Source organism: Stutzerimonas sp. 21-1, assembly GCF_056336065.1.
The window spans coordinates 691,248-713,501 of the sequence record NZ_CM150500.1; the positions used below are offsets into that span (position 1 = coordinate 691,248).

Here is a 22,254-nt window from a genome sequence, read left to right on the forward strand (position 1 = left end):
CGCGCCGGGCGACTGCCGCTGCATGCGCCGAACTAACCTGCCAGGCCGGCCAAGGAGCCCCGCGATGAAGCAAACCCGTGCGATGCCGTCGATTGCGCCGAATGGCCTGCCGCGCCTGAACGCACTGCCCAAGCGGGTCTATCGCTGGCTCGGCCTGGGGCTGCTGCTGGCGATCGGGCTGGCGGTCGGGGTGGCGTTGCACTGGGACGAGCGGCTGTACTTCAACCTGACGCATGCGGCGCCGGTCGCCGGGGCGGAAACCACGGATCGCTGGTTGCCGGACTATCGCGTGCTGATCGAGGCCAAGCCGGTGGCCGGCATCACCCGCAACCTGTCGGCGATCACCTACGACCGCGACCTCGACCGCCTGCTCGGCGTGATCAACGGCGGACCGACACAGATCGTGGTGCTGAGCAAGACCGGCGAACTGCTCGAACGCTTCCCGCTGCGCGGCTTCGGCGACATCGAGGGGCTGGCCTACCTGGGTGGCGGCCGCGTCGCGGTGTCCGACGAGCGCAACCAGCAGCTGAGCATCTTCCAGCTGCCGACGCGGCCGCGTGCCATCGATATCGCCGAGGCGCAGTTCTTCTCGCTGGGCATCAACCTCAACGGCAACAAGGGTTTCGAGGGGGTGACCTACGATGCCGCCGGCGATCGCCTGTTCGTTGCCAAGGAGCGCGATCCACGCCAGCTCTACGAGATCGGCGGGCTGGCGGCGAGCCTGGACGGGCGCATGCAGCTGAGCATTCGCGACCGCAGCGACTGGATCGCCGATCAGGTGTTCGCCACCGATCTGTCGGACCTGCATTTCGACGCCGAAACCGGCCACCTGATCCTGCTCAGCGACGAGTCTCGTCTGCTGATGGAACTCGATGGCGACGGCCGCATGCGCAGCTATCGCGGCCTCGGCCTGTTTAGCGATCTGCAGCGTTCGGCGCCGCAGCCCGAGGGCGTGACCATCGACAACGACGGCACGCTCTATGTGGTCAGCGAGCCCAACCTGTTCTACAGCTTCCGCCGCCAGGGCAGCTAGCGCCTGCCCTCGTTCAGCAACGCTCGACCTTCACGCGGCCTTCACATCGATTTGACGAAACCCTGACGGGCCCCCGCGCAGACTGCTTTCACTGCCGGGGTTGCACTGCGCCGCCGGCTTCCTGCCTGCCACGCCGGGGTGCCCCGATGACCGCTCGTCTGCTTCGTTCCGCTCGCCATAACCGCCCGACCCTGTTGGCGCTGCTGCTCGCCGGGATTTCCCTGGCCGGCTGCCAGAGTGCGACCCCTCAGCTGTCGGACGACTATCCGCCGGAGTATGCCGCCGGTTTCGGCGATGGTTGCGCCAGTGGCCGCCAGGCCGGCGGCGCGCTGACGCAGTTCCGCAAGGACGTGCCGCGCTACCTGGGTCAGCCGCTGTATGCCGAGGGCTGGAACGACGGCTATCGCCAGTGCCAGGCGTTGCTGCAAGCGCGCAGCGGGCTCGACGAGCGGCGCGGCAATGCGCTGGAGCGCCAGCGCGACCGCGAGTGGCGCCACCATGTCGATCAGGCCAAGGCGCAGGCGCTGCATCGCTGACCGGCTGCGCCAGGCCGCCGCCTAGGTCGTGGCGGTCGCAACGATGCCTGGTGCCGGCGTCGCTGCGCGGCGGTAGAGCAGCAGCCGGTAGCAGGCCAGGCAGATCGTCCAGTCGAACAGCAGCGTCCACAGGTTGTGCGAAGCGAAGTGCGCGCCCTGCATCACCCGGCCCGCCGACATCAGCGTGCCCAGTGCCAGCGCCACGCCCAGCGCGATGTGCGCCAGGCGCGGACGGCGGTCGCGCAGGACGAAGTACAGCGCCAGCAGCGAGAAACCGGCCGACGCGTGGCCGCCGGGCCAGCAGCGTCCCGGCTTCAGCGTCGGCGCGCGTTCGGCCAGCAGCGGCGTGAACGTCTCCGTGCCGCCGAATTCGCTCAGGCTCCACGGGCAATGCACGCCGGTGAGCGTCTTCAGCGGCGAGACGATGCTGGTCGACAGCCCCAACGCCAGCACCAGGTAGCCCAGCGGCCGGCGCCAGCGCGCCAGGCGTGTGGGCATCAGGCTGAGCAGGAAGCCGGCGATGGCCAGCACGCCGATGACGATCACCGCCTGCTTGACGCGGTCATGCAGGAAATCTTCGAGCAGCCAGCTGTGCCGGCCGACGAAGCCCGCGCCGGGCTCGTAGAACAGCCGCGACAGGGCGAAATCCAGCTGGCTCGGCTCGCCGATCAGCAGCACCGCCATCAGCAGCGCGGGCAGGCCGAAGGCGAGGCGGAAGTTGAACGGCCGGCTGCCGCCGGCGGTTGGCGCAAGAACGGACATGCAGGCTCCAGAGGCGCCGCGCGCGGCGCCGGGCAAGGGGTTAGCGTTGGCTGAGCCGGTCGGCCGGCGCCTGCGTGGACTGCCAGCTGAGCAGGGCGTGCTGGTAGTCGTAGCTGGCGCCCTGGTAGTAGGCGATGTCGCGGCGAACCAGCGGATCGTTCGCCGCGGCGCTGGACTCACGGCTCGCGCCGCGCGCGTCGTCGTGGCGGCGCACGCCCTGGCGCGGGCTGAGGATCGCCAGGTCCTGGCCGTCGAACAGCCCCAGATGCTGGTAGTTGCCGATCAGCGCGCGGCCCGGCGCGGCGTCCTCGCGCAACAGGTTGCGGCCGAAGAAGGTCGAGACGTAGTCCATGTTCAACAGGCCGAGCAGGGTCGGCGCCAGATCGATCTGGCTGGCCACGCCGGTGAATTCGCGCGGCTCGATCAGCCCCGGCGCGTAGATGAACAGCGGAATGTGGTAGTTGGCCACCGGCAGGTCCTGCGAGCCGGCGCTGCCGGCGGTGTGGTCGGCGACGAAGACGAACAGCGTGTTGGCGAACCATGGCTTGCCGCGCGCCTGGGCGAGGAATTCGCCGATGGCGTAGTCGGTGTACTTCACCGCGCCTTCGCGGCCTTCGCCGGAGGGGATGTCGATGCGTCCGTCCGGGTAGCTGTAGGGGCGGTGGTTGGAGGTGGTCATCAGCTGCAGCAGGAACGGCTTGCCGGCGGCGTGATCGGCGTCGGCTTCGTGCAGCGCCAGCCGGTAAAGGTCTTCGTCGGCCATGCCCCAGGCGTTCTTGAAGTGGATGTCCGCCTCGTCCGCACTGCTCTGGTCGACCACGCGGTAGCCGTTGCCGCTGAAGAACGCGCTCATGTTGTCGAAATAGCCGCGCCCGCCGTAGAGGAACACGCTGTCGTAGCCCTTGCTGGCGAGCTGCTGGCCGAGGCTGGCGAAGCCGCTCTCGCGGCCGATGCGCTTGACAATCGAACGCCCTGGCGTCGGCGGCACCGACAAGGTGATGGCCTCCAGGCCTCGGTCGGTGCGCGTGCCGGTGGCGTAGAAATCGGTGAAGAACAGGCTCTGCCGGCGCAGTGCGTCGAGGTTGGGCGTCAGCCCGCGGGTGTCGCCGAAGCTGCCGAGGTATTTGGCGCTGAGGCTCTCCACCGTGACCAGCACGATGTTTAGTGGCCGCGCTGCGCCGGGGTTGTCGATCACTCGGCGGATGTCCAGTGGATCACTGCCGATGAATCGCGCATTCGGCTCGCCGACTTCGGCGCGCAGGTCGTTGCCGACCGCCTGCTCGGGCAGGGTGGCGTAGAACTGCGGGTAGTCCAGCTCGTTGTTGCGGAACGCGGCGAAGAACTGGAACGGGCCGTTGCTCGCCAGTTCGCGCTGGTAGGCGTTGCCGCCGCTGCCGCGCGGGAAGTCCTGGCCGACCAGCAGCCCGGCACCGAGCGCCGCCGCCAGCAGGCTGGCCAGGGCCGTTGCACGCCCGCGTCGGCCCAGGCTCGGTTCAGCCAGCGCGCGGCGCAGCAGCGGCTGCAGCGCGGTCATGGCGAGCAGCGTGAGCAGGGCCAGCAGCGTCAGCAGGACAAAGACCGGGTAGGACTCGCGGATATTGGCGAGCACCTCGTCGGAGTACACCAGATAGTCCACGGCGATGAAGTTGAAGCGCACGCCGAACTCGTCCCAGAACAGCCATTCGGCGAGCGCGGTGAACAGCATCGCATACAGGCTCAGACCCAGCAGCAGTTGCAGCGCGAGCCGATGCCAGCGGCGGTGCCAGATGCGCGTCGGGCATGCCAGCAGGTAGAGCGCCAGCGGCAGCGCGGCGAAGGCCAGGTAGGCCAGGTCATAGACCAGCCCCACGGCATAGATCTGCAGCAGGCTGCCCGCACCTCCGGCCGCGTCCGTCCAGTGGGCGGCGAGCAGCACGCTGCGGGTGAGCAGGAACACGCCCAGCCAGAGGCCGAGCAGCAGGGACAGGTAACGAAGCTGAGCATGGCGCAGAAGAGGCATCGTATGATTCCACGGCGAGGTTGAACGCGCCGGAGTCTGCGCGCGCCCTTGTGAGGCCTTCGTAAAGAAGCCGTGAAAATTTCGTCATCCGCGTGAGGCGACATGCGCATCCTGGTCATCGAAGACAACCGCGACATCCTGGCCAACGTGCTGGACTATCTGGAACTCAAGGGCTACGTGGTCGACTGCGCGCAGGACGGCCTCGGCGGCCTGCACTTGGCCGCGACCCAGGACTACGACCTGATCGTGCTGGACGTGATGCTGCCGGGCATCGACGGCTATCAGGTGTGCAAGCGCCTGCGCGAGGACGCCGGACGCGATACACCGATCATCATGCTCACCGCCCGCGACGCGCTGGCCGACCGCCTGCAAGGGCTGGGCGTGGGCGCCGATGATTACCTGGTCAAGCCGTTCGCGCTGTCCGAGCTGGTGGCGCGCATCGAGGCGATCCTGCGGCGCAGCCAGGGCGCGCGCAAACGCCAGCTGCAGGTCGGCGACCTGCATTACGACCTCGACACGCTGCAGGCCAGCCGTGCCGGCCAGCCGCTGCGGCTCAACCCCATCGGCCACAAGCTGCTGGCGCTGCTGATGCAGAAGAGCCCGGCGGTGGTGCGCCGCGAACAGCTGGAAGAGGCGCTGTGGGGCGACGACATTCCCGACAGCGACAGCCTGCGCAGCCACATCCACCAGCTGCGCCAGGTACTCGACAAACCCTTCGACCGACCGCTGCTGCACACCGTGCATGGCGTCGGTTTCCGGCTGGCGGAGGACGGCGATGCTCGCTAAACAACCCTTCGCCCGGCGCATCGTCATCGCCTTCACGCTGATGACGCTGCTGGTCAGTGGCGTGTTTTCCATCGGCATCGTGGCGGTGGTGTACTTCATCGAGGCGCAGCTGGTCACCGAGGAAATGAGCCGCGAGATGGATACCGTGCTCGACGTTGACCTGGCCCACGGCCAGGCGCCGCGCCTGGATGCCAGCACGCGCTTCTTCGCCTCCGGCTTGCCGCAGTACGGCCTGCCGGAAGAACTCGCCGCGCTCGCGCCGGGGTTCACTGAACTGGTGCGCGACGACGAGGCCTTCTACGTGTTCGTCCGCGACCTGGCGGGCGAGCGCTACGTGCTAATGGAAGATCAGAACGAGTTCGAGGCCCGCGAGAATGCGCTGTTCAACGTGGTGCTCGCCGGCTTCGTGCTCAGCGTGCTCGGCGCCTGGGGGCTGGGGCGGCTGATGGCGAACCGGGTGATGGCGCCGGTCAGCCGGCTGGCCAATCAGGTGCGCCATCGCGACCAGCTGCATCCGCTGGCGCCGCCGCTGGCGTTGCAGTATCCGGACGACGAGGTGGGGCACCTGGCCGCCGCCTTCGACAGCACGCTTGGCCAGCTGCGCCGCACCCTGGAACGCGAGCGGTTGTTCACCTCCGACGTCAGCCATGAGCTGCGCACACCGCTGATGGTGGTACTCGGCGCCTGCGAACTGCTCGAACAGGCCGCGCTGCCGCCACGGGCGCAGCAGCAGGCGGCGCGCATCCAGCGTGCCGCGCAGGAAATGCACGAGCTGGTGGAAACCTTCCTGCTGCTGGCGCGCGCGCGGCCGGAGCAGGCCTCGTTCGGTGGCGACGCGACGCTGGCCAGCGTCGCCACCGAACAGAGCGAGCGCTGGGGGCCGCTGCTGGCGGAGAAGGGCCTGGACTTCGTGCTGAAGATCGAAGGTGAAGACCACGGCGCCTACAACCGCACGCTGCTCGGCACGGTGATGTCCAACCTGCTGCGCAACGCGTTGCACTACACCGACAACGGCAGCGTGACGCTGGTGCTTGCCGACGGCGGTTTTCGGGTCGAGGACAGCGGCGTGGGTATCCCACCGGACCAGCAGGAGCGCATGTTCCAGCCGTTCGTGCGCGGCGCCGAAGGGCGTGGCGAGGGGCTGGGTTTGGGGCTGTCGCTGGTCAAGCGAATCTGCGCGCACCAGGGCTGGGACGTCGGTATAACGTCGCGCGAGCCGCAGGGCAGCTGTTTCCGGGTGCGTTTGTCGGATCGCGTCATTTGACGTTTTTTTCACATTCTTTTGACAGCGCGTTGATCCCGGCCTCGCTAGTGTGGCGTCACCATCCCAACCGGAACGCCCGCCATGACGAGATCGAGCCCCATCGAACTGGAGTTCTCGCGCAAGTACGATCGCGAGCACGCCCATCAGTACCTGGAAAAGCACCAGGACGGCCTGGCGCGGCGCCTGTCGCACTGGCGTGACGAGCAGCTGGCGCGGCGAGCGCTGAAGGTCGCCGGCGATCCCGATCTGGTGCTCGACCTGCCCTGTGGCGCCGGGCGCTTCTGGCCGCTGCTGGCCGAGCATCCGAGCCGGATGATCTTCGCCGCAGACAACTCCGCCGACATGCTGGCCATCGCCCAAGGCGCGCAGCCGCTGGAAGTGGTCAAGCGCGTGGAAACCTTCCAGACCTCGGCGTTCGCCATCGACATGGGCGACAACGCGGTGGACTGCATCTTCTGCATGCGCCTGCTGCACCACATCGCCGACCCGCAGCACCGCCTGGCGATGCTGCGCGAGTTCCACCGCGTCACCCGCGATACGCTGATCGTCTCGCTGTGGGTGGACGGCAACTACAAGGCCTGGAAGCGCAAGCGCCTGGAGCGTCGGCGGCCGGCCAAGGACAACCAGAACCGCTTCGTCGTCGCCCGTTCGACCATCGAGGCGGAGTTCGCCCAGGCCGGTTTCGACATCCTCGAGCACCGCGACTTCCTGCCCGGCTACGCCATGTGGCGGGTCTACGTGCTGCGCAAGCGGGGGTGAGCATGAATCGACCGCTCGTACTGCCGGCCCGCGAAACCCTGACCAGCACCTTCCAGCGCTGGTGGGACACCCACGGCGAATGGGTCGAGGCGCCCAACCAGCGCCGCGACGGCGAAAGCGGCGTGCAGCGCCTGCGCCTGCGCGATGCCGGGCAGCCGCTGCTGTATTGCAAGCGCCAGGTCGGCCATCTGTATCGCACGCTCGCCCATCCGTTCGGCCGGCCCACCGCGCTGCGCGAATTGCGCGCCTTGCAGGCCTTCGCCGACGCCGGTGTGCGCGTGCCGCAGGTGATCTACTGCGGTACGCGCCAGCAGGCCGGGCAGTGGCAGGCGCTGCTGATTACCGCCGAGCTGGACAGCTTCGTCAGCCTGGAGGACTGGTACCGCGACGGCCACGCCGCGCGCCACGGCACGCTTGTCCATCAGCGCATGCTGGCGGCGGTCGGCGTCGCCCTGAGCCGTATTCACCGGGCGCGCTGGCAGCATGGCTGCTGCTATCCCAAGCACATCTTCCTGCGCGTGCATGGCTTAGGCGATGCAGCCTGGGTCGAGGTTGCGCTGCTCGATCTGGAGAAGAGCCGCCGCCGGCTGCGCCGCAGCGCTGCGGCGCGTCACGACCTGCGCCAGCTCAATCGGCACCGCCAGGACATGCCCGTCGAAGACTGGTTGCGGCTGCTCGCCGCGCACACGACGGCCAGCGAGGCGGATGCCCATGTCATCTGAACCGAACCCGCTGGGCGCCGCCGCGGCACTCAAGGGGCGCGGCGGGTTGGCGCGCATCTGCAACGCGGCCGGCTATTCGCTGGCCGGCCTGAAGGCCGCCTATGCCGGCGAAGCGGCGTTCCGTCAGCTGGTGTGGTTGAACCTGCTGCTGATCCCCGTGGCCCTGCTGCTCGACGTCAGCCGCGTCGAGCGCGCGGTGCTGATCGGCGTGGTGGTGCTCGGGCTGATCGTCGAGCTGCTCAACTCGGCCATCGAGGCCACCGTCGACCGCATTTCCCTCGATCTGCATCCGCTCTCCGGGCGGGCCAAGGACATGGGCAGCGCCGCGCAACTGCTGGCGCTGTGCCTGGTCGGCCTGGTCTGGGGCGTGATCCTGCTCTGAACCGCATCTTCTGAAAGGACATCGCATGCGTTCCTTCCCGCGCGGCTCCGGTCTCGCCGCACACCTGCGCTTCATCCTCGCCAGCACCGTTGCGCTGCTGGCGCTGTTCGCCCTGCTGCGCCTGGGCCTGCTGCTGTTCAACCGCGAGCTGATCGGCAGCACACCGCTGGCCAGTTTCGTCGAGGCATTCGGCAACGGCCTGCGTTTCGACCTGCGGGTGACGGTGTACATCCTCGTGCCGCTGCTGCTCGCGGTACTCAGCAGTCGGGCAATGGCCGCCCGCCGGCTGCAGCAGCTGTGGCTGGGCGTCTGCGCCAGCGTGGCGATCCTGCTCGGGCTGATCGAGCTGAACTTCTATCGCGAGTTTCACCAGCGCCTCAACAGCCTGGTGTTCCAGTACCTGCAGGAAGACCCGGCGACGGTGCTGAGCATGCTCTGGCACGGCTTTCCGGTGCTGCGGCTGCTGGCCGCCTGGCTCGCGGCGAGCGCCGCGCTGTTCGCGCTGTTCGGCTGGCTGGAGCGCCGCACCCGTGCCGCTCCGGTGAGCCTGGCGAGCGCGCCGGCCCGCCGCGGCGCGAGCTGGCCGGCGCGCTTCGCGGTGTTCGGCGTGTTGCTGGTGGTCGGTGTGGTGGCCGCGCGCGGCACGCTGCGTCAGGGCCCGCCGCTGCGCTGGGGCGATGCCTTCACCACCGCCTCGACCTTCGCCAACCACCTTGGTCAGAACGCCACGCTGTCGCTCTACGATGCGGCGCGCAACCGCTTCTCCAGCCATCGCGACAACAGCTGGAAGGCGACACTGCCGGTGGCGGATGCGCAGGCGATCACTCGCGAGCTGCTGCTGACCGCCAACGACCGGCTGGTGGATGCCGAGCTGGCGCCGGTGCGCCGTGACTTCCAGCCGCCGGCGGACGGCCAGCTGGCGGTGCGCAACGTGGTGGTGATCCTCATGGAGAGCTTCGCCGGCCGCTATGTCGGCGCGCTCGGCAGTGCCGACGGCATCACGCCGAACTTCGACCGCCTGGCCGGCGAGGGGCTGTTGTTCGAGCGCTTCTTCGCCAACGGCACCCACACCCACCAGGGCATGTTCGCCAGCATGGCCTGCTTTCCCAACCTGCCGGGCTTCGAGTACCTGATGCAGACGCCAGAAGGCGGCCATCGCTTCTCCGGACTGCCGCAGCTGCTCGGCGCGCGGGCGTTCGACGACGTCTACGTCTATAACGGTGATTTCGCCTGGGACAACCAGGCGGGATTCTTCGGCAACCAGGGCATGAAGCGCTTCGTTGGCCGCAACGACTACGTGAATCCGGTGGTTTCCGACCCGACCTGGGGCGTTTCCGACCAGGACATGTTCACCCGCGCCGCCGAGGAGCTGGGCAAGCTGGATAACGGCGCGCCGTTCTATGCGCTGCTGCAGACGCTGTCCAACCACACGCCGTATGCGCTGCCCGAGCAGTTGCCGGTCGCTGCTGTCGAGGGGCATGGCGCGCTGGACCAGCATCTGACGGCGATGCGTTATTCGGACTGGGCGCTGGGGCAGTTCTTCGACAAGGTGCGTAACCAGCCCTGGTTCAAGCAGACCTTGTTCGTCGTGGTCGGCGACCACGGGTTCGGCGCGCCGGAGGAAGTCACCGAGATGGATCTGCTGCGCTTCCACGTGCCGCTGCTGCTGATCGCCCCGGGCGTCACCGAGCGTTTCGGCAGCCGTCGCGAGGTGGTCGGTACGCAGGTGGACGTGGTGCCGACCATCATGGGCCGCCTCGGTGGCGAGGTGCGTCATCAATGCTGGGGCCGCGACCTGCTCAGCCTGGCGGCGGACGATCCGGGTTTCGGCATCGTCAAGCCGTCGGGCAGCGACCAGACGGTGGCGCTGATCCGCGGTGATCGGGTGCTGGTACAGCCCAAGGAGCAGCCGGCGCGGCTGTATCGCTATCGCCTGGGCGGTGAACCGGCTGGCGAGCGGATCGCCGCGGCCGAGGATCAGCCGCAGCTGCTGCGCCAGCTGCACGCCTACCTGCAGACCGCCACCGCCAGCCTGCTGGCCAACACCAGCGGAGATCGCAGCGGCGCGGGCGAGCAGGAAGCGGTGGCCGCCGACGTGCCGCTCGCGGTGAAAGCGGCCCCGCCGGCACGGCCCGACAAGGGTTGAACGCGGCGCTCGATCAGTGTTCCAGCGGCTTGAAGCTGTCGTCGGCGAAGTAGGTGGCGTAGTCGCCCAGCGCGCCGACCACCGTCACCGCGCCGTCGCGCTGACCGGCCGGGGCGCCGCTCATGGCGTCGGCGCCGGCGAGCAGCTGGGCGATGATCAGGTGCAGCTGCGCGTCGGCCTCGGCGCTCAGCTTGCAGTTCTCCACCATGTAGGCGACCTGGCCGCGCACCGTCTCGGCCAGTTCGCCGTAGCGGGCGGCGGGCAGACGGTCCTCGTGGATCGCCGGCAGCGCCTGGCGCATATCGTCGTTGATGGTGCCCATTGCCTGGCGCAGCGGCGCATCGGTGGCCCAGCGCTTGCCGGCATCGAGTTGCAGCGACGGCGCGCCTTCGCCGTGGCCGTGGTCATGGCTGGTGGCCGCGAGACTGGTGCCGGCGTGGCCGAGGGTGCCGGCGAGGATGATGGCGAAGGCGAGCGCGTGGGGCTTGCGGATCATCGATAGAACTCCATTGAGCGAGCCGGCGAAGTGCGGCTCCTGATGTTCTAACGCAGGCGCGACGGTTTTGTTCCATCGCGCCGTGCAATCCGTCATTTGCGGTGCAATTGCTCGATGCTGTCGGCGCCGAACGACTGCTGCGTGAGCACCTCGGCGAGCCGCGCGCGCTGCTGCGGTTCGAGGATCTCGCGCTCCTGCAGCAGCTGGTCGATGAGCAGGCGCTGCTGTTCGTTCTGCAGTTCGGCGATCTTCGCCTGCTCGGCGTCTATCACCGTGCGGTCCACCTGTTCAGCGAAAATCGCCTCGATCAGCCGGTTGCGGTGTTCGCCGAGGCTGGCGTTGGAGGCGCGCAGGTAGGCCAGGAACGGCGCCTCGGCATCGTGCCAGAGCTGCAGCTGGCTGGCGCTCAGTTGCAGCTCGCGCGACAGCTCGGTCGGTGCGCCAGAGGGCATCGGCAGGCCATCGCGACTGAGTTTCTGCCAGCCGAGGCCGGCGAGCACGCCGACGTTGACCAGCACGGACAGGACCAGGGCGTTGCGCAGGGTGGTGTGGCTCATTTCAGGTTTACCTTCAGGTAGCAGAATTCGGGGCGCGCGCAGAGCGCGCCGGGTGGAGTGCTGCCGAGTACGGCGAGCAGGTCGTGGCTGGGTGAGCTGCCCGGCGGCTGGCCGGGCAGGGCATAGCCGAGCAGCAGGCCGAGCAGGATCGACGCCGCGGCGCCGATACCCTGCGCCCAGTGCCGGGCCCACCCGCTGCGCACCGGCGGCGGCGCGAAGGGCCGCTGCAGACGCGCCTGCAACTCGGCCGGCAACTCCGGGCAGGCCAGCGCACGCAAGCCCTGGCCGAGTCCGTCGAGTTCGGCCAGGGTGGCGCGACACTGTGGGCAACCCGCCAGGTGGGCGTCGGCGTGGCGCTGTACGGCAGCGTCGAGTTCGTTGTCGAGGTAGGCGGACAGGATTGCCATGTCCAGATGCTCAGTCATCGAGGGTGCCTCCGTTGGCCTGGCGATAGCCGTGCAGCAGCGCCTCGCGGGCGCGAGCCAGGCGCGACTTGACGGTGCCGGCGGCGAGCTGCAGCGTGGCGGCCAGTTCGTCGTAGGCCAGCCCCTCCACCTCGCGCAGCAGCAGGATCTCGCGCTGTTCGTGGGGCAGGCGGGCCAGCAAGCGTTCCAGCAATGCCAGATCGCGCCCGGTCTGCAGTCGGCTCAGCGGTGATGGCGCCGGATCGACCGGCTCGGCCAGTTCCTCCGGCGCCACGTCGACGTAGCGTTGCCGCTGGCGCAGCGTATCCAGCGCGGCATTGCGTGCGATCTGCAGCAACCAGGTCTGCAAGCGTGCTTCCGGGCGCCATCTGGGCAGCGCCTGGAAGGCGCGGATGAACGTTTCCTGAGTCAGGTCCGCGGCCTCGTCGGCGCTGCCGAGCAGGCGACGGAGGAAGTGGAAGACCCGCGCCTGATGGACGCGCACCAGCGTGCCGAACGCCTGGCGATCACCACGCGCGGCCTGCTGGATGAGGTGCTGTTCGCTGTCGTTCATTAAGCGCTCGTCTGGGCTGGCCGCGCAGGGCACCGCTAAAAATCCGCCTGCGTTACCAACGCCTCGGTTTTTTGCAGTGCCATGCGCTGCCGGCCGGGTTGCCGCAGGGATATAACGCAACGGTTGGCGAAATGTTCCGGCTATTTTTGTCTCAGCGCGGAATCTTCACCCGGTCCTCGTCGAAGTCGCCTTTTTCCGCGTCGCGATGGCAGGCCACGCAGTTGAAGCGGCCGCCGACCGACTCGCGGGCGAACTTGGCTTTGCTGACCTCGTCGTGCTTGTGCTCGAACCAGCGCGTCTGGCTGATGCGTGGCGGCTCGCCGGCGGTCGGTGACGGCTCCACCGGCAGGCGGTTGGCGGCCGAGGCGCGGACCAGGAAGTCGAGGATTTCCTTTTCCTGCACCGGGTCCAGCGACGCGTTGCTGCCGTAGTGATCGCCCAGGGTGCGCATCTGCTCGCGCCAGGCATCGGCAGGCAGCAGGCCGGGAGAATAGAGCATGTGGCAGGCCGCGCATTCTTCCTTCCACACCAGCGGTGCGTCGCTGGGTACCGACAGGCGCTTGGGCCGCTTGTAGCCCTTGCGTTCGCGATGGTCGTCGTCATCGGCGAAGCTGAGACCGGCCAGTACCAGGGTCAGGCCCAGCCCGGCGACGGCAGCGAGGGGTGCAATCTTCATGGCGGGCTCCTTACTTGATGCTGTCGATCCAGCTGATGAAGTCGCCTTTTTCCTGCGCGGTGCATTCACGGGCGTAGACGTCGTCGCAGTTGCGGCGGAACCATTTCTCGACCTTCTTCAGGTCGGTGAAGCGCTCGGGGTTGGCTGCCGGCGCCAGCGGATCGACCTTGCGATGCGCCGGCGTCTTGCCGGGCTGACGCGGGTCGGCGGTGTGGCAGGTGGTGCAGCTCATGGTCTTGCCATTGCGCTGCTCCTCGGCGAAGTACAGCGCCTTGCCGCGCTCGGCGGAGAAACCGGCGAAGTTCGGATTCTCCTGACGCGCCTGGGCGGCGTAGCCGGGCAGCAGCGGGTGTTCGGTTTCGGCCAGGGCCGGCAGGCTCAGGCAGCAGGACAGGAGGATGATCCAGCGGGCTTTCATGGTGCGCTCTCCGGTTGGGAATGAGCGCAGCCTAGGCGCGCTGCCTTACGCCAAGCTGAACCGCAGCGGCCGGCGGCGTTCAGTTTCGTTTCAGCTCGCAGGAATACAAAGGCGGCATCCATTCAAAGAGGATCGCCGTCGTGGCTGCTTTCAATCGTTTCCGTCTGTTCCATTGGCTGCTGGCCGGTTTCTTTCTTGGCGCCTACCTCAGCGGTGACGACGCCGAGACGCTGCATATCTGGCTGGGCTACGGCCTGGTAGCGCTGTTGGTGTGGCGCCTGCTGATCGTGCCGCTGCGCCTGCGCGGCTTCCCGCAGCTGCTGCCGCCGAAGGGCCAGCGGAGCAAGCCGGGCCTGTCGAGCGTCGGCAAGTGGCTGACGGTCGGCGCGCTGGGCAGTTTCGCCATTGCCAGCGTGGTCGGCCTGGGTATGGTCGACAACGGCGATGTGCTGGCCGCCCTGCCGGGCGTTGGGCCGGATGTCTTCGGCGCCGCCAGCGACATCGATTTCATCGGCTGGATGGGCGATGCCGAAGAGGTGCACGAGTTCTTCGCCAATCTGGGGCTGTGGCTGATCGGCCTGCATGTCGGCTATGTGCTGCTGTTCCGCCGCAAGTCGGTGTGGCCGATGCTGCGTGGCGTGCCCAAGTCGGGGCCGGCTTCTACTGCACCTTCGGCTTCGGCTTCGGCTTCGGCTTCGGCTTCGGCTTCGGCTTCGGCCGCGGCGCCGGCAGCGACTGCGGTGGCGACCTCACTCGCATCGTCGCCGACGCCGGTTGCCGGTGAATTCACCCGCCTGCGCATCGCCTCACGCCAGGCCGAAACCGCCGACAGCTGCTCGTTCACCCTGCAAGTGCCGGCCGCCCAGCGCGCCCGCTTTACCGCGCAGCCGGGGCAGTTCCTCACGCTGAAGGTGCCCGGCGCCGAACCGGCGCTGCTGCGCTGCTACTCGCTGTCGCAGCGGCCGCAGGCGGATGGCGCGCTGCGCATCACCATCAAGCGGGTGCCCGGCGGCCGCGCGTCGAACTGGCTGCTGGACAACCTGCAGGCGGGCGATTGCATCGAGGCGCTGCCGCCGGCCGGTGTGTTCGTGCCGCGCAATCTGGATGACGATCTGCTGCTGCTCGGCGCCGGCAGCGGTATCACGCCGCTGATGGCGATCCTGCAGGCGGCGCTGGTCGAGGGCAGCGGGCAGGTACGGCTGTTCTATGCCAGCCGCGATGCCGCCTCGCTGATCTTCGCCGAGGAGCTGGCCGAGTGGTCTGCCCGTTACCCCGAGCGCCTGCAGCTGCGCATCTGGCTCGATGCCGAGCAGGGTGTGCCGAGCGGCCCGGCGATTGCCGCGAAGATCGCCGACTGGTCAGCCGCCGACGCCTTCATCTGCGGGCCGCAACCGTTCATGGATGCCGCCAGTGCCGCGCTGGGCGAGCTGGGTGTGGATGCCGCGCGCATCCATCTGGAACGCTTTGCCGCCGCAGCGCCGACGGCCGCACCGGGCGGGCGCCGCAGCCGCCTGCGGGTCGCGCTCGATGGTCGCCGTCACGAGCTGGACGTGCCGCGCGGCGAGGTGCTGCTGGAGGCCATGGAACAGGCCGGCCTGCAACCGCCGAGCGCGTGCCGCTCGGGTGTCTGCGCCGCCTGCAAGTGCCGGGTGGTGGAGGGCAGCGTGAGCATGCGCAGCAACCAGGTGCTGAGCGAAAGCGAAGTGCGCCAGGGCTGGGCGCTGGCCTGCCAGGCCGAACCGCGCAGCGCCGAACTACAGGTCGAATATTGACGCGTGGAAAAGGCCGTTGGCCGTTTTCCACCCTACGGATCGCATGAGTTCGCAGGCGTAGGGTGGATAACGGCGCAGCCTTATCCACCGGACCTGCGTCTGAAATGCGGGAAAAAGGGGAGGTCTGCGATGAGACCTGGCTTAGTGCTCCGCCACCGGCAGATCGTGCTTGCGCCAGGCGGCCCAGGAGCCCGGCACGTTGACCACCTGGCTGAAGCCGTGGCGCTTGAGGATGCTGGCAGCGATCGAGGCGCGATAGCCGCTGCCGCAGTACGTCGCCACGATCTTGCTCTTGTCCAGCTGCTCGAGATGTCGCGGTAGATGAGCGACGAAGGCGTGCTTGGCCCCGGGGACGCGCCCTTGCTCGAGTTCTTCGGGGGCGCGCACGTCGAGCACCTGCACCTGCGGATCGCCGCGGCGGCGGTCGAGCTCGTGCACTGTCCATTCGCCGACGCACTCCAGCGGCAGGCCGGCGTTCTGCCAGTCGCTCATGCCGTTGCGCAGGTAACCCACCACCTGATCGAGGCCGATGCGGTACAGCTGCAGCGTCGCCTGGTGGATTTCGTGACTGTCCTCGCCGATCAGGTAGATCGGTCGCTGGTCGTCGAGCATCCAGCCGGCCCAGCTGACGAACTCGTTGCGTAGCGCGATGTTCAGCGCGCCCGGCACATAGCCGCCGCCGAAGGCCAGAATCGAGCGCACGTCCACCAGTTGCACAGCGCTGGGGTCGGCGGTGCGCTGGCGGAACTCCTCGGGTGACAGCGGTGGCGGCAGCGCCGGGCCATGCAGATCGAGCGATCGCGCGTTGAGTTTCTTCAGCCGCGCATAGTGGCGCGGTGGCTCGGGCATCTCGGCCAACAGCCAATCGACGAATTCACGTTCGCTGCGCTGCTGATCGAGCGCCGGATTGAACAGCAATTCGTTGCCGAGGGTGGAATGGCGGCGGTCGCCGATGGACTTGCCGCACGCCGACCCGGCGCCATGGCAGGGGTAGATCTCGATGCGTTCGCCGAGCGGCAGGTAGCGGGTGAACAGCGTGCTGTAGAGCTGCGCGGCCAGTTGCCGGGTGCTGTCCTCGCCGAGCAGGTCTGGCCGGCCGACGTCGAGGTTGAACAGCGTATCGCCGGTGAACAGCGCGAACGGTTGTTCACCCTGCTGACTGTCGCGCAGCAGCAGGGAGATGTGCTCGGGGGTATGGCCCGGCGAATGGATGATTTCCAGGCTGACCTGGCCCAGCTCCAGCACCTCGCCATCGGCAACCTGGCGCAGCTCGAAACCGTAGTCCGCCGAGCAGCCACCGATGATCTCGGCGCCGCTGCGCGCGGCCAGCGCCTGGGCGCCGGAAACGAAGTCGGCATGGATGTGCGTTTCGATCGCATAGACGATGCGCAGGCCCTTCGCGCGGGCGAGGTCGAGGTAGACATCGACGTCGCGCCGCGGGTCGATCACCGCGGCGACCGCGGCCTTGCTGTCACCCACCAGATAGGAAATCTGTGCCAGACCATCGGTATAGATCGGCTCGAAGACCAGCATGCTGTCACCTCCATAACGCGTCAGTGGTTATGGATGTGGAACGCCGCCCGGCGGCCGGCGTTCAGTCGGACCGATCACTTGCGGACCAGCAGCACCCCGGATTCCATGTGGTGGGTGTAGGGGAACTGGTCGAACAGCGCGCAGCGTTCGATGCGGTGGGTGTCGGCCAGTTGGGCGATGTTCTGCGCCAGGGTTTCCGGGTTGCAGGAGATGTAGAGGATGCGCTCGAAGCGGCGGGTCAGCTCGCAGGTGTCCGGGTCCATGCCGGCGCGCGGCGGGTCGACGAAGACGCTGCCGAACTGGTAGCTCTTCAGGTCGATGTCGGCCAGGCGACGGAACGGGCGCACCTCGTTGAGCGCCTGGGTCAGCTCCTCGGCGGAGAGGCGCACCAGCTCGATGTTGTCGATGCCGTTGTCAGCGATATTGGCCAGCGCGGCATTCACCGAAGTCTTGCTGATCTCGGTGGCGAGCACGCGGCGCACACGGGTGGCCAGCGGCAGGGTGAAGTTGCCGTTGCCGCAGTAGAGCTCCAGCAGATCGTCGTCGCGCTGGCCGAGGGCATCAAAGGCCCAGTTGAGCATCTTCTGGCAGACCACACCGTTGGGCTGGGTGAACGCCCCTTCCGGCTGGCGGTAGCGGAAGCTGCGGCCGGCGACCACCAGTTCTTCTTCCACGTAATCTCGCCCAATGACGATGCGCTTGCCCTTGGAACGGCCGACCAGACTCACGCCCAGTTGCGCGGCGAGCTGTTCGGCCGCGGCCTGCCAGGCCTCGTCCAGCGGGCGGTGATAGGCGAGGGTGATCAGCGCGTCGCCGGCCAGGGTGGTGAGAAATTCCACCTGGAACAGTTTGAAGCTCAGCACTTCGGACGCCTGCCAGGCAGCCTTCAGCTGCGGCATCAGTTCGTTGATCCGGCGGCTGGCGATGGGGAACTCGTCGATCAGGATCGCCTTGTGCTTGTCGCCCGGCTCGAACATCGCGTAATGGCGCTGGCCGTCTTCGCGCCACAGGCGGAATTCGGCGCGCAGGCGGTAGTGCTCGCGAGGCGAGTCGAAGACCTCTGCGGCGGGGGCGGCGAAGGGCGCGAGCAGTGCCTGCAGGCGCGCGGCCTTGTCGGCGAGTTGGCTGTCGTAGCAGGCGGGATCGAAGCGAAGCTGGGTCATGGCGGCGGTCGTTGCGTGATGGAGCCGGCGGCGGGCGGCTGGGCGAGCGCCAGCGATGGGGCGACGATTGTACGGGCGGCGGGGAGGGTTGTCAGGCCGGGCGCGCGTAGCGCCCGACCTGAGCGGAGGTCGCGATCAGCCGGGGAACGCCAGCTTGACCACGAACAGCGCCGACAGCACCCACATCGCCACGCTCAGCTCGCGCGCGCGGCCGGCGAGGAACTTGGCGGCGACCCAGGCGATGAAGCCGAAGGCGATGCCGGTGGCGATGGAGTAGGTCAGCGGCATCGCCAGGGCAGTGATCAGCACCGGCGCGGCGACGGTGAGGTCATGCCAGTCGATCTCGGCCAGGCCGGAGGCCATCAGCACGGCGACGAACAGCAGCGCCGGCGCGGTGGCGAACGCCGGCACGCTGCCGGCCAGCGGCGCGAAGAACAGCGCCAGCAGGAACAGCACGGCAACCACGATGGCGGTCAGCCCGGTGCGCCCGCCGGCGCTGACGCCTGCGGCCGATTCGATGTAGCTGGTGGTGGTCGAGGTTCCCAGCAGCGAGCCACCGAGCGCCGCGGTGCTGTCGGCGATCAGCGCGCGGCCCATCTTCGGCAGGTAGCCGTCCTTGCGCATCACCCCGGCCTTCTTCGCCACCGCGATGAGGGTGCCGGAGTTGTCGAACAGGTCTACGAAGAGGAAGGCGAAGATCACGCTGACCAGCCCCACATCCAGCGCGCCCATGATGTCGAGTTGCAGGAAGGTCGGCGCCAGCGACGGCGGCATCGACACCACGCCGGCGAACTCGGATACGCCGAGCAGGATGCTGATGACCGTCACCACGAGGATGCTGATCAGCACCGCGCCGGTGACGCCGCGGGCTTCCAGACCGATAATCAGAAAGAAGCCGAGGATCGCCAGCAGCGCCTGCGGCTTGCCCAGGTCGCCCATGCCGACCAGCGTCGCCGGGTTGTCGACGACGATGCCGGCGCTCTGCAGGGCGATCAGCGCGAGGAACAGGCCGATGCCCGCGGCGATGGCCGAACGTAGCTCCAGCGGGATGCTGTTGATGATCCACTCGCGGATTCTGAAGATCGACAGCAGGAAGAACAGGCACGCGGAGACGAATACTGCGCCGAGTGCGACCTGCCAGGTGTGGCCCATGCCCAGCACCACGGTGTAGGTGAAGAAGGCGTTGAGGCCCATGCCCGGCGCCAGGGCGATCGGGTAGTTGGCGATCAGGCCCATCACCGCCGAACCGATGGCCGCCGCCAGGCAGGTGGCGACGAAGATCGCGCCCTTGTCCATGCCGGTTTCGCTGAGGATGCTCGGGTTGACGAAGAGGATGTAGGCCATGGTCAGGAAGGTGGTGACACCGGCCAGGATCTCGGTACGCACGTTGGTACCGTGCGCCTTGAGTTGGAACAGCTTTTCCAGCATGGTCGATTCTCTCGTGCCGGTCGTGGGGGAGGTGGGCCTGCTACAGCAAAGCCCATCCGTAGGGCGCTCGCAAAGGCGGCGCATGTTACACCGCCCGAACGTGCGTTTGAATTTCCATCGAGCAGGAGAAGCCCCATGAGCAAACGTGTCCTGATTCCGATCGCCGACGGTTCCGAGGATCTCGAAGCCGTCACCCTGATCGACGTGCTGCGCCGCGCCGACCTCGACGTCACCGTCGCCAGCGCCGAGGAACGGCGCATGCTGACCTGCGCGCGCGGCACGCGGATCACCGCCGATGCCATGCTGCTCGACGTGCTGGCGCAGGATTTCGACCTGATCGTGCTACCCGGCGGCATGCCCGGCGCGCAGACGCTCGGCGAGCTGGAGCCGCTGGCCGAGCGCGTGCGTCAGCAGGCGGCCGGCGGTCGCGAGTTCGCCGCGATCTGCGCCGCGCCGGCGGTGGCGCTGCATGCCTACGGCGTGCTCAAGGGGCGCCGCGTCACCTGCTATCCGGGCATGAGCGACAGGCTGAGCGGCAGCGTGTTCGTCGATCAGCCGGTGGTGGTCGATGGCAACTGCATTACTAGCCAGGGCCCGGCGACCGCGCTGGAGTTCGCTCTGACGCTGGTCGAGCGCCTGGTCGGCAAGACCCGGCGCCGCGAAGTGGCGGCAGACATGCTGGTAGCCGGCTAACCCTTGATCGCGCGCAGGATGACGAACTTGGGCGTCGCCGCGACCTGCTCGACCCGCCCGTAGAGGCGCTTGAGCTTGAGGTGATAGCCCAGGTGGCGGTTGCCGACGATCCACAGCTCGCCGCCCTGGCGCAGCGCGGCCTTGGCCTGGGTGAACATGCGCCAGGCGAGGAAATCGCCGACCACCTGCTGCTGGTGGAACGGCGGATTGCACAGCACCAGGTCCAGCGAGGCGGGCGGCTGCTCGGCGAGGCCGTCGCCGGCACGAACCTCCACCGGGCGCTGGCCGTGAACGGCCTGCCAGTTTTCCCGCGCCGACTGCACCGCCATGAAGCTCTCGTCTACTAGCGTCAGTTCGGCCTGCGGGTTGTTCAGCGCATAGACGATGCCGAGCACGCCGTTGCCGCAACCGAGATCGGCCACGCGCAGCACACCCAGCGCCTTGGGCAGATGCGGCAGGAAGGCGCGGGTGCCGATATCCAGGCCTTCACGGCAGAACAGGTTGGCGTGGTTGAGCAATTCGAGTTTTGGCTGATCGAGCTTATAGCGGGTCGGGTAGGGCGACTGCGGCGCCGGTTTGGCGCTTGGCGTGGCGGTGAGCAGGCGCGCCTTCTTCACCGCCAGCGAGGCCTGCACCGGGCCGATGTACTGCTCCAGCAGATCGCCGGCGGCGCGCGGCAGGTGCTTGATCATTGCTGCGGCGATGACCTGGGCGTCTGGCGCCAGTTGGCCGTGCAGGCGGATCAGCTGTTCTTCCAGCAGGGCCAGGGTCTTCGGCACGCGAATCAGCACCAGATCGAACGGCCCCTGGGCTACTTCGCTGGCCGGGACGAAACGCACACGCGCGGCCGGCAGCCCGTTGCGCGCCAGGTTCTTCTGCAGCGCCAGATGGGCCAGATGCGAGTCGCCGCTGCTGGTCACTTCGACATGCGCCGCCAGGGCGCAGGCCAGCGCGCCGAAGCTGTCGTTGAGGATCAGCACCCGCGTGGTCGCCGGCAGGGCGCGCGGATGCAGCTCGGCGAGCAGGTACTCGTCGGCGGCATCGAAGGCCTGCAGCGGCTCGTTCGGCTGCTCCGGCTGGCGGATCAGATCGAGGCGGGCGTAGGGCGTGTCGAGAATAGGCATGAGAACTGGCGGTGTTTGTCGGCGTCGGAAAGGAGTATCAAGGCGTTACGGACGCTGCGTGCGGCAGGTCCGACAGAGGCTCGGAGGGAGCGAAGTATGACCGCCAGCGAAGAGAAGTTCACCCGCCAGCGCCTGCTCGAGGTGCAGACGCTGACGCCCAGCCTGTTCACCCTGCGCACCAGCCGCGATCCGGGATTTCGTTTCAGCGCCGGCCAGTTCGCCCGCCTCGGCGTGCGCAAGCCCAGCGGCTGCATCGTCTGGCGCGCCTATTCGATGGTCTCGGCGCCGCACGACGAGTTTCTCGATTTCTTCTCCATCGTCGTGCCGGACGGCGAGTTCACCAGCGAACTGAGCCGACTCAAGGTCGGCGACGAGCTGCTGATCGACAAACAGGCCTTCGGCTTCCTGACCCTGGACCGTTTCCCCGATGGCCGCGACCTTTGGTTGTTGGCCACCGGCACCGGCATCGCGCCGTTCCTGTCGATCCTGCAGGACTTCCAGGCCTGGCAGCGCTTCGAGCGCATCATCCTCGTCTACAGCGTGCGCGAGGCGCGCGAGCTGGCCTATCAGCAGCTGATCGCCGAACTGCCACAGCGCGAGTATCTGGAGGGGCTGGGATCGAAGCTGCTGTACCTGCCGGTGGTCACCCGCGAACAGGTGCCTGGCGCCCTGCACGCGCGCATCACCACGCTGATCGAGAGTGGCGAGCTGGAGCGCGCCGCCGATCTGCAGCTGACTCCCGAGCATTCGCGCATCATGCTCTGCGGCAATCCGCAGATGATCGAAGACACCCGCGCCGTGCTGAAGGCCCGCGACCTCAATCTGGCGCTGACGCGCAAGCCGGGACAGGTGGCGGTGGAGAACTACTGGTAAGCGGAGCGCCGCCGCCCGGCCGCAGAGGGTGAAAAAGATCTGCGACTTGGTCATGCGTAGGGTGGATGGCCGAAGCCATCCACGCGCTAGTCGCTTGACCTCGAAGCGCCCGAATTGTACGTGCCGCGTGGAAAATCGCTGCGCGAGTTTTCCA

The 22,254-nt window shown here is 68.0% G+C and carries 23 protein-coding genes; 11 read left to right on the plus strand and 12 right to left on the minus strand.

Going from position 1 to position 22,254, the window contains the following annotated elements:
• The first annotated feature begins 82 nt into the window (after positions 1-82).
• Together AC0ZJQ_RS03315 and AC0ZJQ_RS03320 are read left to right on the plus strand one after the other, a co-directional pair.
• A complete protein-coding gene (locus AC0ZJQ_RS03315; protein ID WP_476477751.1) occupies positions 83-1,033 on the plus strand; it encodes an SdiA-regulated domain-containing protein in 951 nt (316 codons plus the stop codon).
• Between the two features lie 146 nt (positions 1,034-1,179).
• Positions 1,180-1,569 (plus strand): hypothetical protein, encoded by a 390-nt coding sequence (locus AC0ZJQ_RS03320; protein WP_155551459.1) that lies wholly within the window; start codon positions 1,180-1,182, stop codon positions 1,567-1,569.
• A gap of 21 nt (positions 1,570-1,590) precedes the next feature.
• Here AC0ZJQ_RS03320 and AC0ZJQ_RS03325 read toward each other — a convergent pair whose 3' ends face one another.
• Both AC0ZJQ_RS03325 and AC0ZJQ_RS03330 read right to left on the minus strand, forming a co-directional pair.
• Entirely contained in the window at positions 1,591-2,331 is a 741-nt protein-coding gene (locus AC0ZJQ_RS03325; RefSeq protein ID WP_008570524.1) for a phosphatase PAP2 family protein, read from the minus strand.
• Between the two features lie 40 nt (positions 2,332-2,371).
• Positions 2,372-4,330, minus strand: coding sequence for an LTA synthase family protein (locus tag AC0ZJQ_RS03330; RefSeq protein WP_155551460.1), 1,959 nt, complete (start codon positions 4,328-4,330; stop codon positions 2,372-2,374).
• Between the two features lie 102 nt (positions 4,331-4,432).
• On the opposite strand from AC0ZJQ_RS03330, the gene AC0ZJQ_RS03335 reads away from it, so the two are divergent.
• From AC0ZJQ_RS03335 to AC0ZJQ_RS03360, 6 genes are all read left to right on the plus strand, one after another.
• A complete protein-coding gene (locus tag AC0ZJQ_RS03335) occupies positions 4,433-5,116 on the plus strand; it encodes a response regulator transcription factor (protein ID WP_008570520.1) in 684 nt (227 codons plus the stop codon).
• The gene (locus AC0ZJQ_RS03340; RefSeq protein WP_008570519.1) at positions 5,106-6,380 is read left to right on the plus strand and encodes a sensor histidine kinase; all 1,275 of its coding nucleotides are present in this window, start codon (positions 5,106-5,108) and stop codon (positions 6,378-6,380) included. Before AC0ZJQ_RS03335 ends, AC0ZJQ_RS03340 begins: the two co-directional genes overlap by 11 nt.
• Positions 6,381-6,461: 81 nt before the next feature.
• Positions 6,462-7,139, plus strand: a complete 678-nt coding sequence (locus AC0ZJQ_RS03345; protein WP_167135919.1) for a class I SAM-dependent methyltransferase — start codon at positions 6,462-6,464, stop codon at positions 7,137-7,139.
• A gap of 2 nt (positions 7,140-7,141) precedes the next feature.
• A complete protein-coding gene (locus AC0ZJQ_RS03350) occupies positions 7,142-7,861 on the plus strand; it encodes a lipopolysaccharide kinase InaA family protein (protein WP_476477328.1) in 720 nt (239 codons plus the stop codon).
• A complete protein-coding gene (locus AC0ZJQ_RS03355) occupies positions 7,851-8,243 on the plus strand; it encodes a diacylglycerol kinase (RefSeq protein ID WP_008570516.1) in 393 nt (130 codons plus the stop codon). Before AC0ZJQ_RS03350 ends, AC0ZJQ_RS03355 begins: the two co-directional genes overlap by 11 nt.
• Before the next feature lie 25 nt (positions 8,244-8,268).
• Positions 8,269-10,389 (plus strand): LTA synthase family protein, encoded by a 2,121-nt coding sequence (locus AC0ZJQ_RS03360; protein ID WP_476477329.1) that lies wholly within the window; start codon positions 8,269-8,271, stop codon positions 10,387-10,389.
• Between the two features lie 13 nt (positions 10,390-10,402).
• On the opposite strand, the gene AC0ZJQ_RS03365 is transcribed toward AC0ZJQ_RS03360, so the two are convergent.
• The 6 genes from AC0ZJQ_RS03365 to AC0ZJQ_RS03390 all read right to left on the minus strand — a co-directional run bounded on the left by AC0ZJQ_RS03365 (position 10,403) and on the right by AC0ZJQ_RS03390 (position 13,514).
• Positions 10,403-10,885: a hypothetical protein gene (locus tag AC0ZJQ_RS03365; protein WP_476477330.1), complete on the minus strand. Its 483-nt coding sequence runs from the start codon at positions 10,883-10,885 to the stop codon at positions 10,403-10,405.
• A gap of 92 nt (positions 10,886-10,977) precedes the next feature.
• The gene (locus AC0ZJQ_RS03370; RefSeq protein ID WP_476477331.1) at positions 10,978-11,442 is read right to left on the minus strand and encodes a periplasmic heavy metal sensor; all 465 of its coding nucleotides are present in this window, start codon (positions 11,440-11,442) and stop codon (positions 10,978-10,980) included.
• Entirely contained in the window at positions 11,439-11,867 is a 429-nt protein-coding gene (locus AC0ZJQ_RS03375; protein WP_476477332.1) for an anti-sigma factor family protein, read from the minus strand. Before AC0ZJQ_RS03375 ends, AC0ZJQ_RS03370 begins: the two co-directional genes overlap by 4 nt.
• The gene (locus AC0ZJQ_RS03380; protein ID WP_008569860.1) at positions 11,860-12,420 is read right to left on the minus strand and encodes an RNA polymerase sigma factor; all 561 of its coding nucleotides are present in this window, start codon (positions 12,418-12,420) and stop codon (positions 11,860-11,862) included. Before AC0ZJQ_RS03380 ends, AC0ZJQ_RS03375 begins: the two co-directional genes overlap by 8 nt.
• Before the next feature lie 151 nt (positions 12,421-12,571).
• Positions 12,572-13,096, minus strand: coding sequence for a diheme cytochrome c (locus AC0ZJQ_RS03385; protein WP_008569858.1), 525 nt, complete (start codon positions 13,094-13,096; stop codon positions 12,572-12,574).
• A 10-nt stretch (positions 13,097-13,106) separates the two neighbouring features.
• A complete protein-coding gene (locus tag AC0ZJQ_RS03390; protein WP_003302072.1) occupies positions 13,107-13,514 on the minus strand; it encodes a DUF1924 domain-containing protein in 408 nt (135 codons plus the stop codon).
• A gap of 140 nt (positions 13,515-13,654) precedes the next feature.
• On the opposite strand from AC0ZJQ_RS03390, the gene AC0ZJQ_RS03395 reads away from it, so the two are divergent.
• A complete protein-coding gene (locus tag AC0ZJQ_RS03395; RefSeq protein ID WP_476477333.1) occupies positions 13,655-15,286 on the plus strand; it encodes a 2Fe-2S iron-sulfur cluster-binding protein in 1,632 nt (543 codons plus the stop codon).
• A gap of 141 nt (positions 15,287-15,427) precedes the next feature.
• Here AC0ZJQ_RS03395 and AC0ZJQ_RS03400 read toward each other — a convergent pair whose 3' ends face one another.
• From AC0ZJQ_RS03400 to AC0ZJQ_RS03410, 3 genes are all read right to left on the minus strand, one after another.
• The gene (locus AC0ZJQ_RS03400; protein ID WP_237264385.1) at positions 15,428-16,819 is read right to left on the minus strand and encodes an MBL fold metallo-hydrolase; all 1,392 of its coding nucleotides are present in this window, start codon (positions 16,817-16,819) and stop codon (positions 15,428-15,430) included.
• A gap of 74 nt (positions 16,820-16,893) precedes the next feature.
• Positions 16,894-17,982 (minus strand): tRNA (uridine(54)-C5)-methyltransferase TrmA, encoded by a 1,089-nt coding sequence (trmA, locus tag AC0ZJQ_RS03405; RefSeq protein ID WP_476477334.1) that lies wholly within the window; start codon positions 17,980-17,982, stop codon positions 16,894-16,896.
• Positions 17,983-18,117: 135 nt separating this feature from the next.
• The gene (locus AC0ZJQ_RS03410) at positions 18,118-19,410 is read right to left on the minus strand and encodes an NCS2 family permease (protein ID WP_476477335.1); all 1,293 of its coding nucleotides are present in this window, start codon (positions 19,408-19,410) and stop codon (positions 18,118-18,120) included.
• 135 nt (positions 19,411-19,545) lie between these two features.
• Between AC0ZJQ_RS03410 and AC0ZJQ_RS03415 the strand changes: the two genes are divergently transcribed.
• Positions 19,546-20,103, plus strand: a complete 558-nt coding sequence (locus AC0ZJQ_RS03415; protein WP_102827669.1) for a DJ-1 family glyoxalase III — start codon at positions 19,546-19,548, stop codon at positions 20,101-20,103.
• Here AC0ZJQ_RS03415 and AC0ZJQ_RS03420 read toward each other — a convergent pair.
• Positions 20,100-21,227, minus strand: coding sequence for a methyltransferase (locus AC0ZJQ_RS03420; protein WP_476477336.1), 1,128 nt, complete (start codon positions 21,225-21,227; stop codon positions 20,100-20,102). The two genes, AC0ZJQ_RS03415 and AC0ZJQ_RS03420, sit on opposite strands and share 4 nt — an antisense overlap.
• Before the next feature lie 96 nt (positions 21,228-21,323).
• Between AC0ZJQ_RS03420 and AC0ZJQ_RS03425 the strand changes: the two genes are divergently transcribed.
• On the plus strand, positions 21,324-22,100 hold the full coding sequence (locus AC0ZJQ_RS03425) for a ferredoxin--NADP reductase (protein WP_167135939.1): 777 nt from the start codon (positions 21,324-21,326) through the stop codon (positions 22,098-22,100).
• Positions 22,101-22,254: the final 154 nt, after the last annotated feature.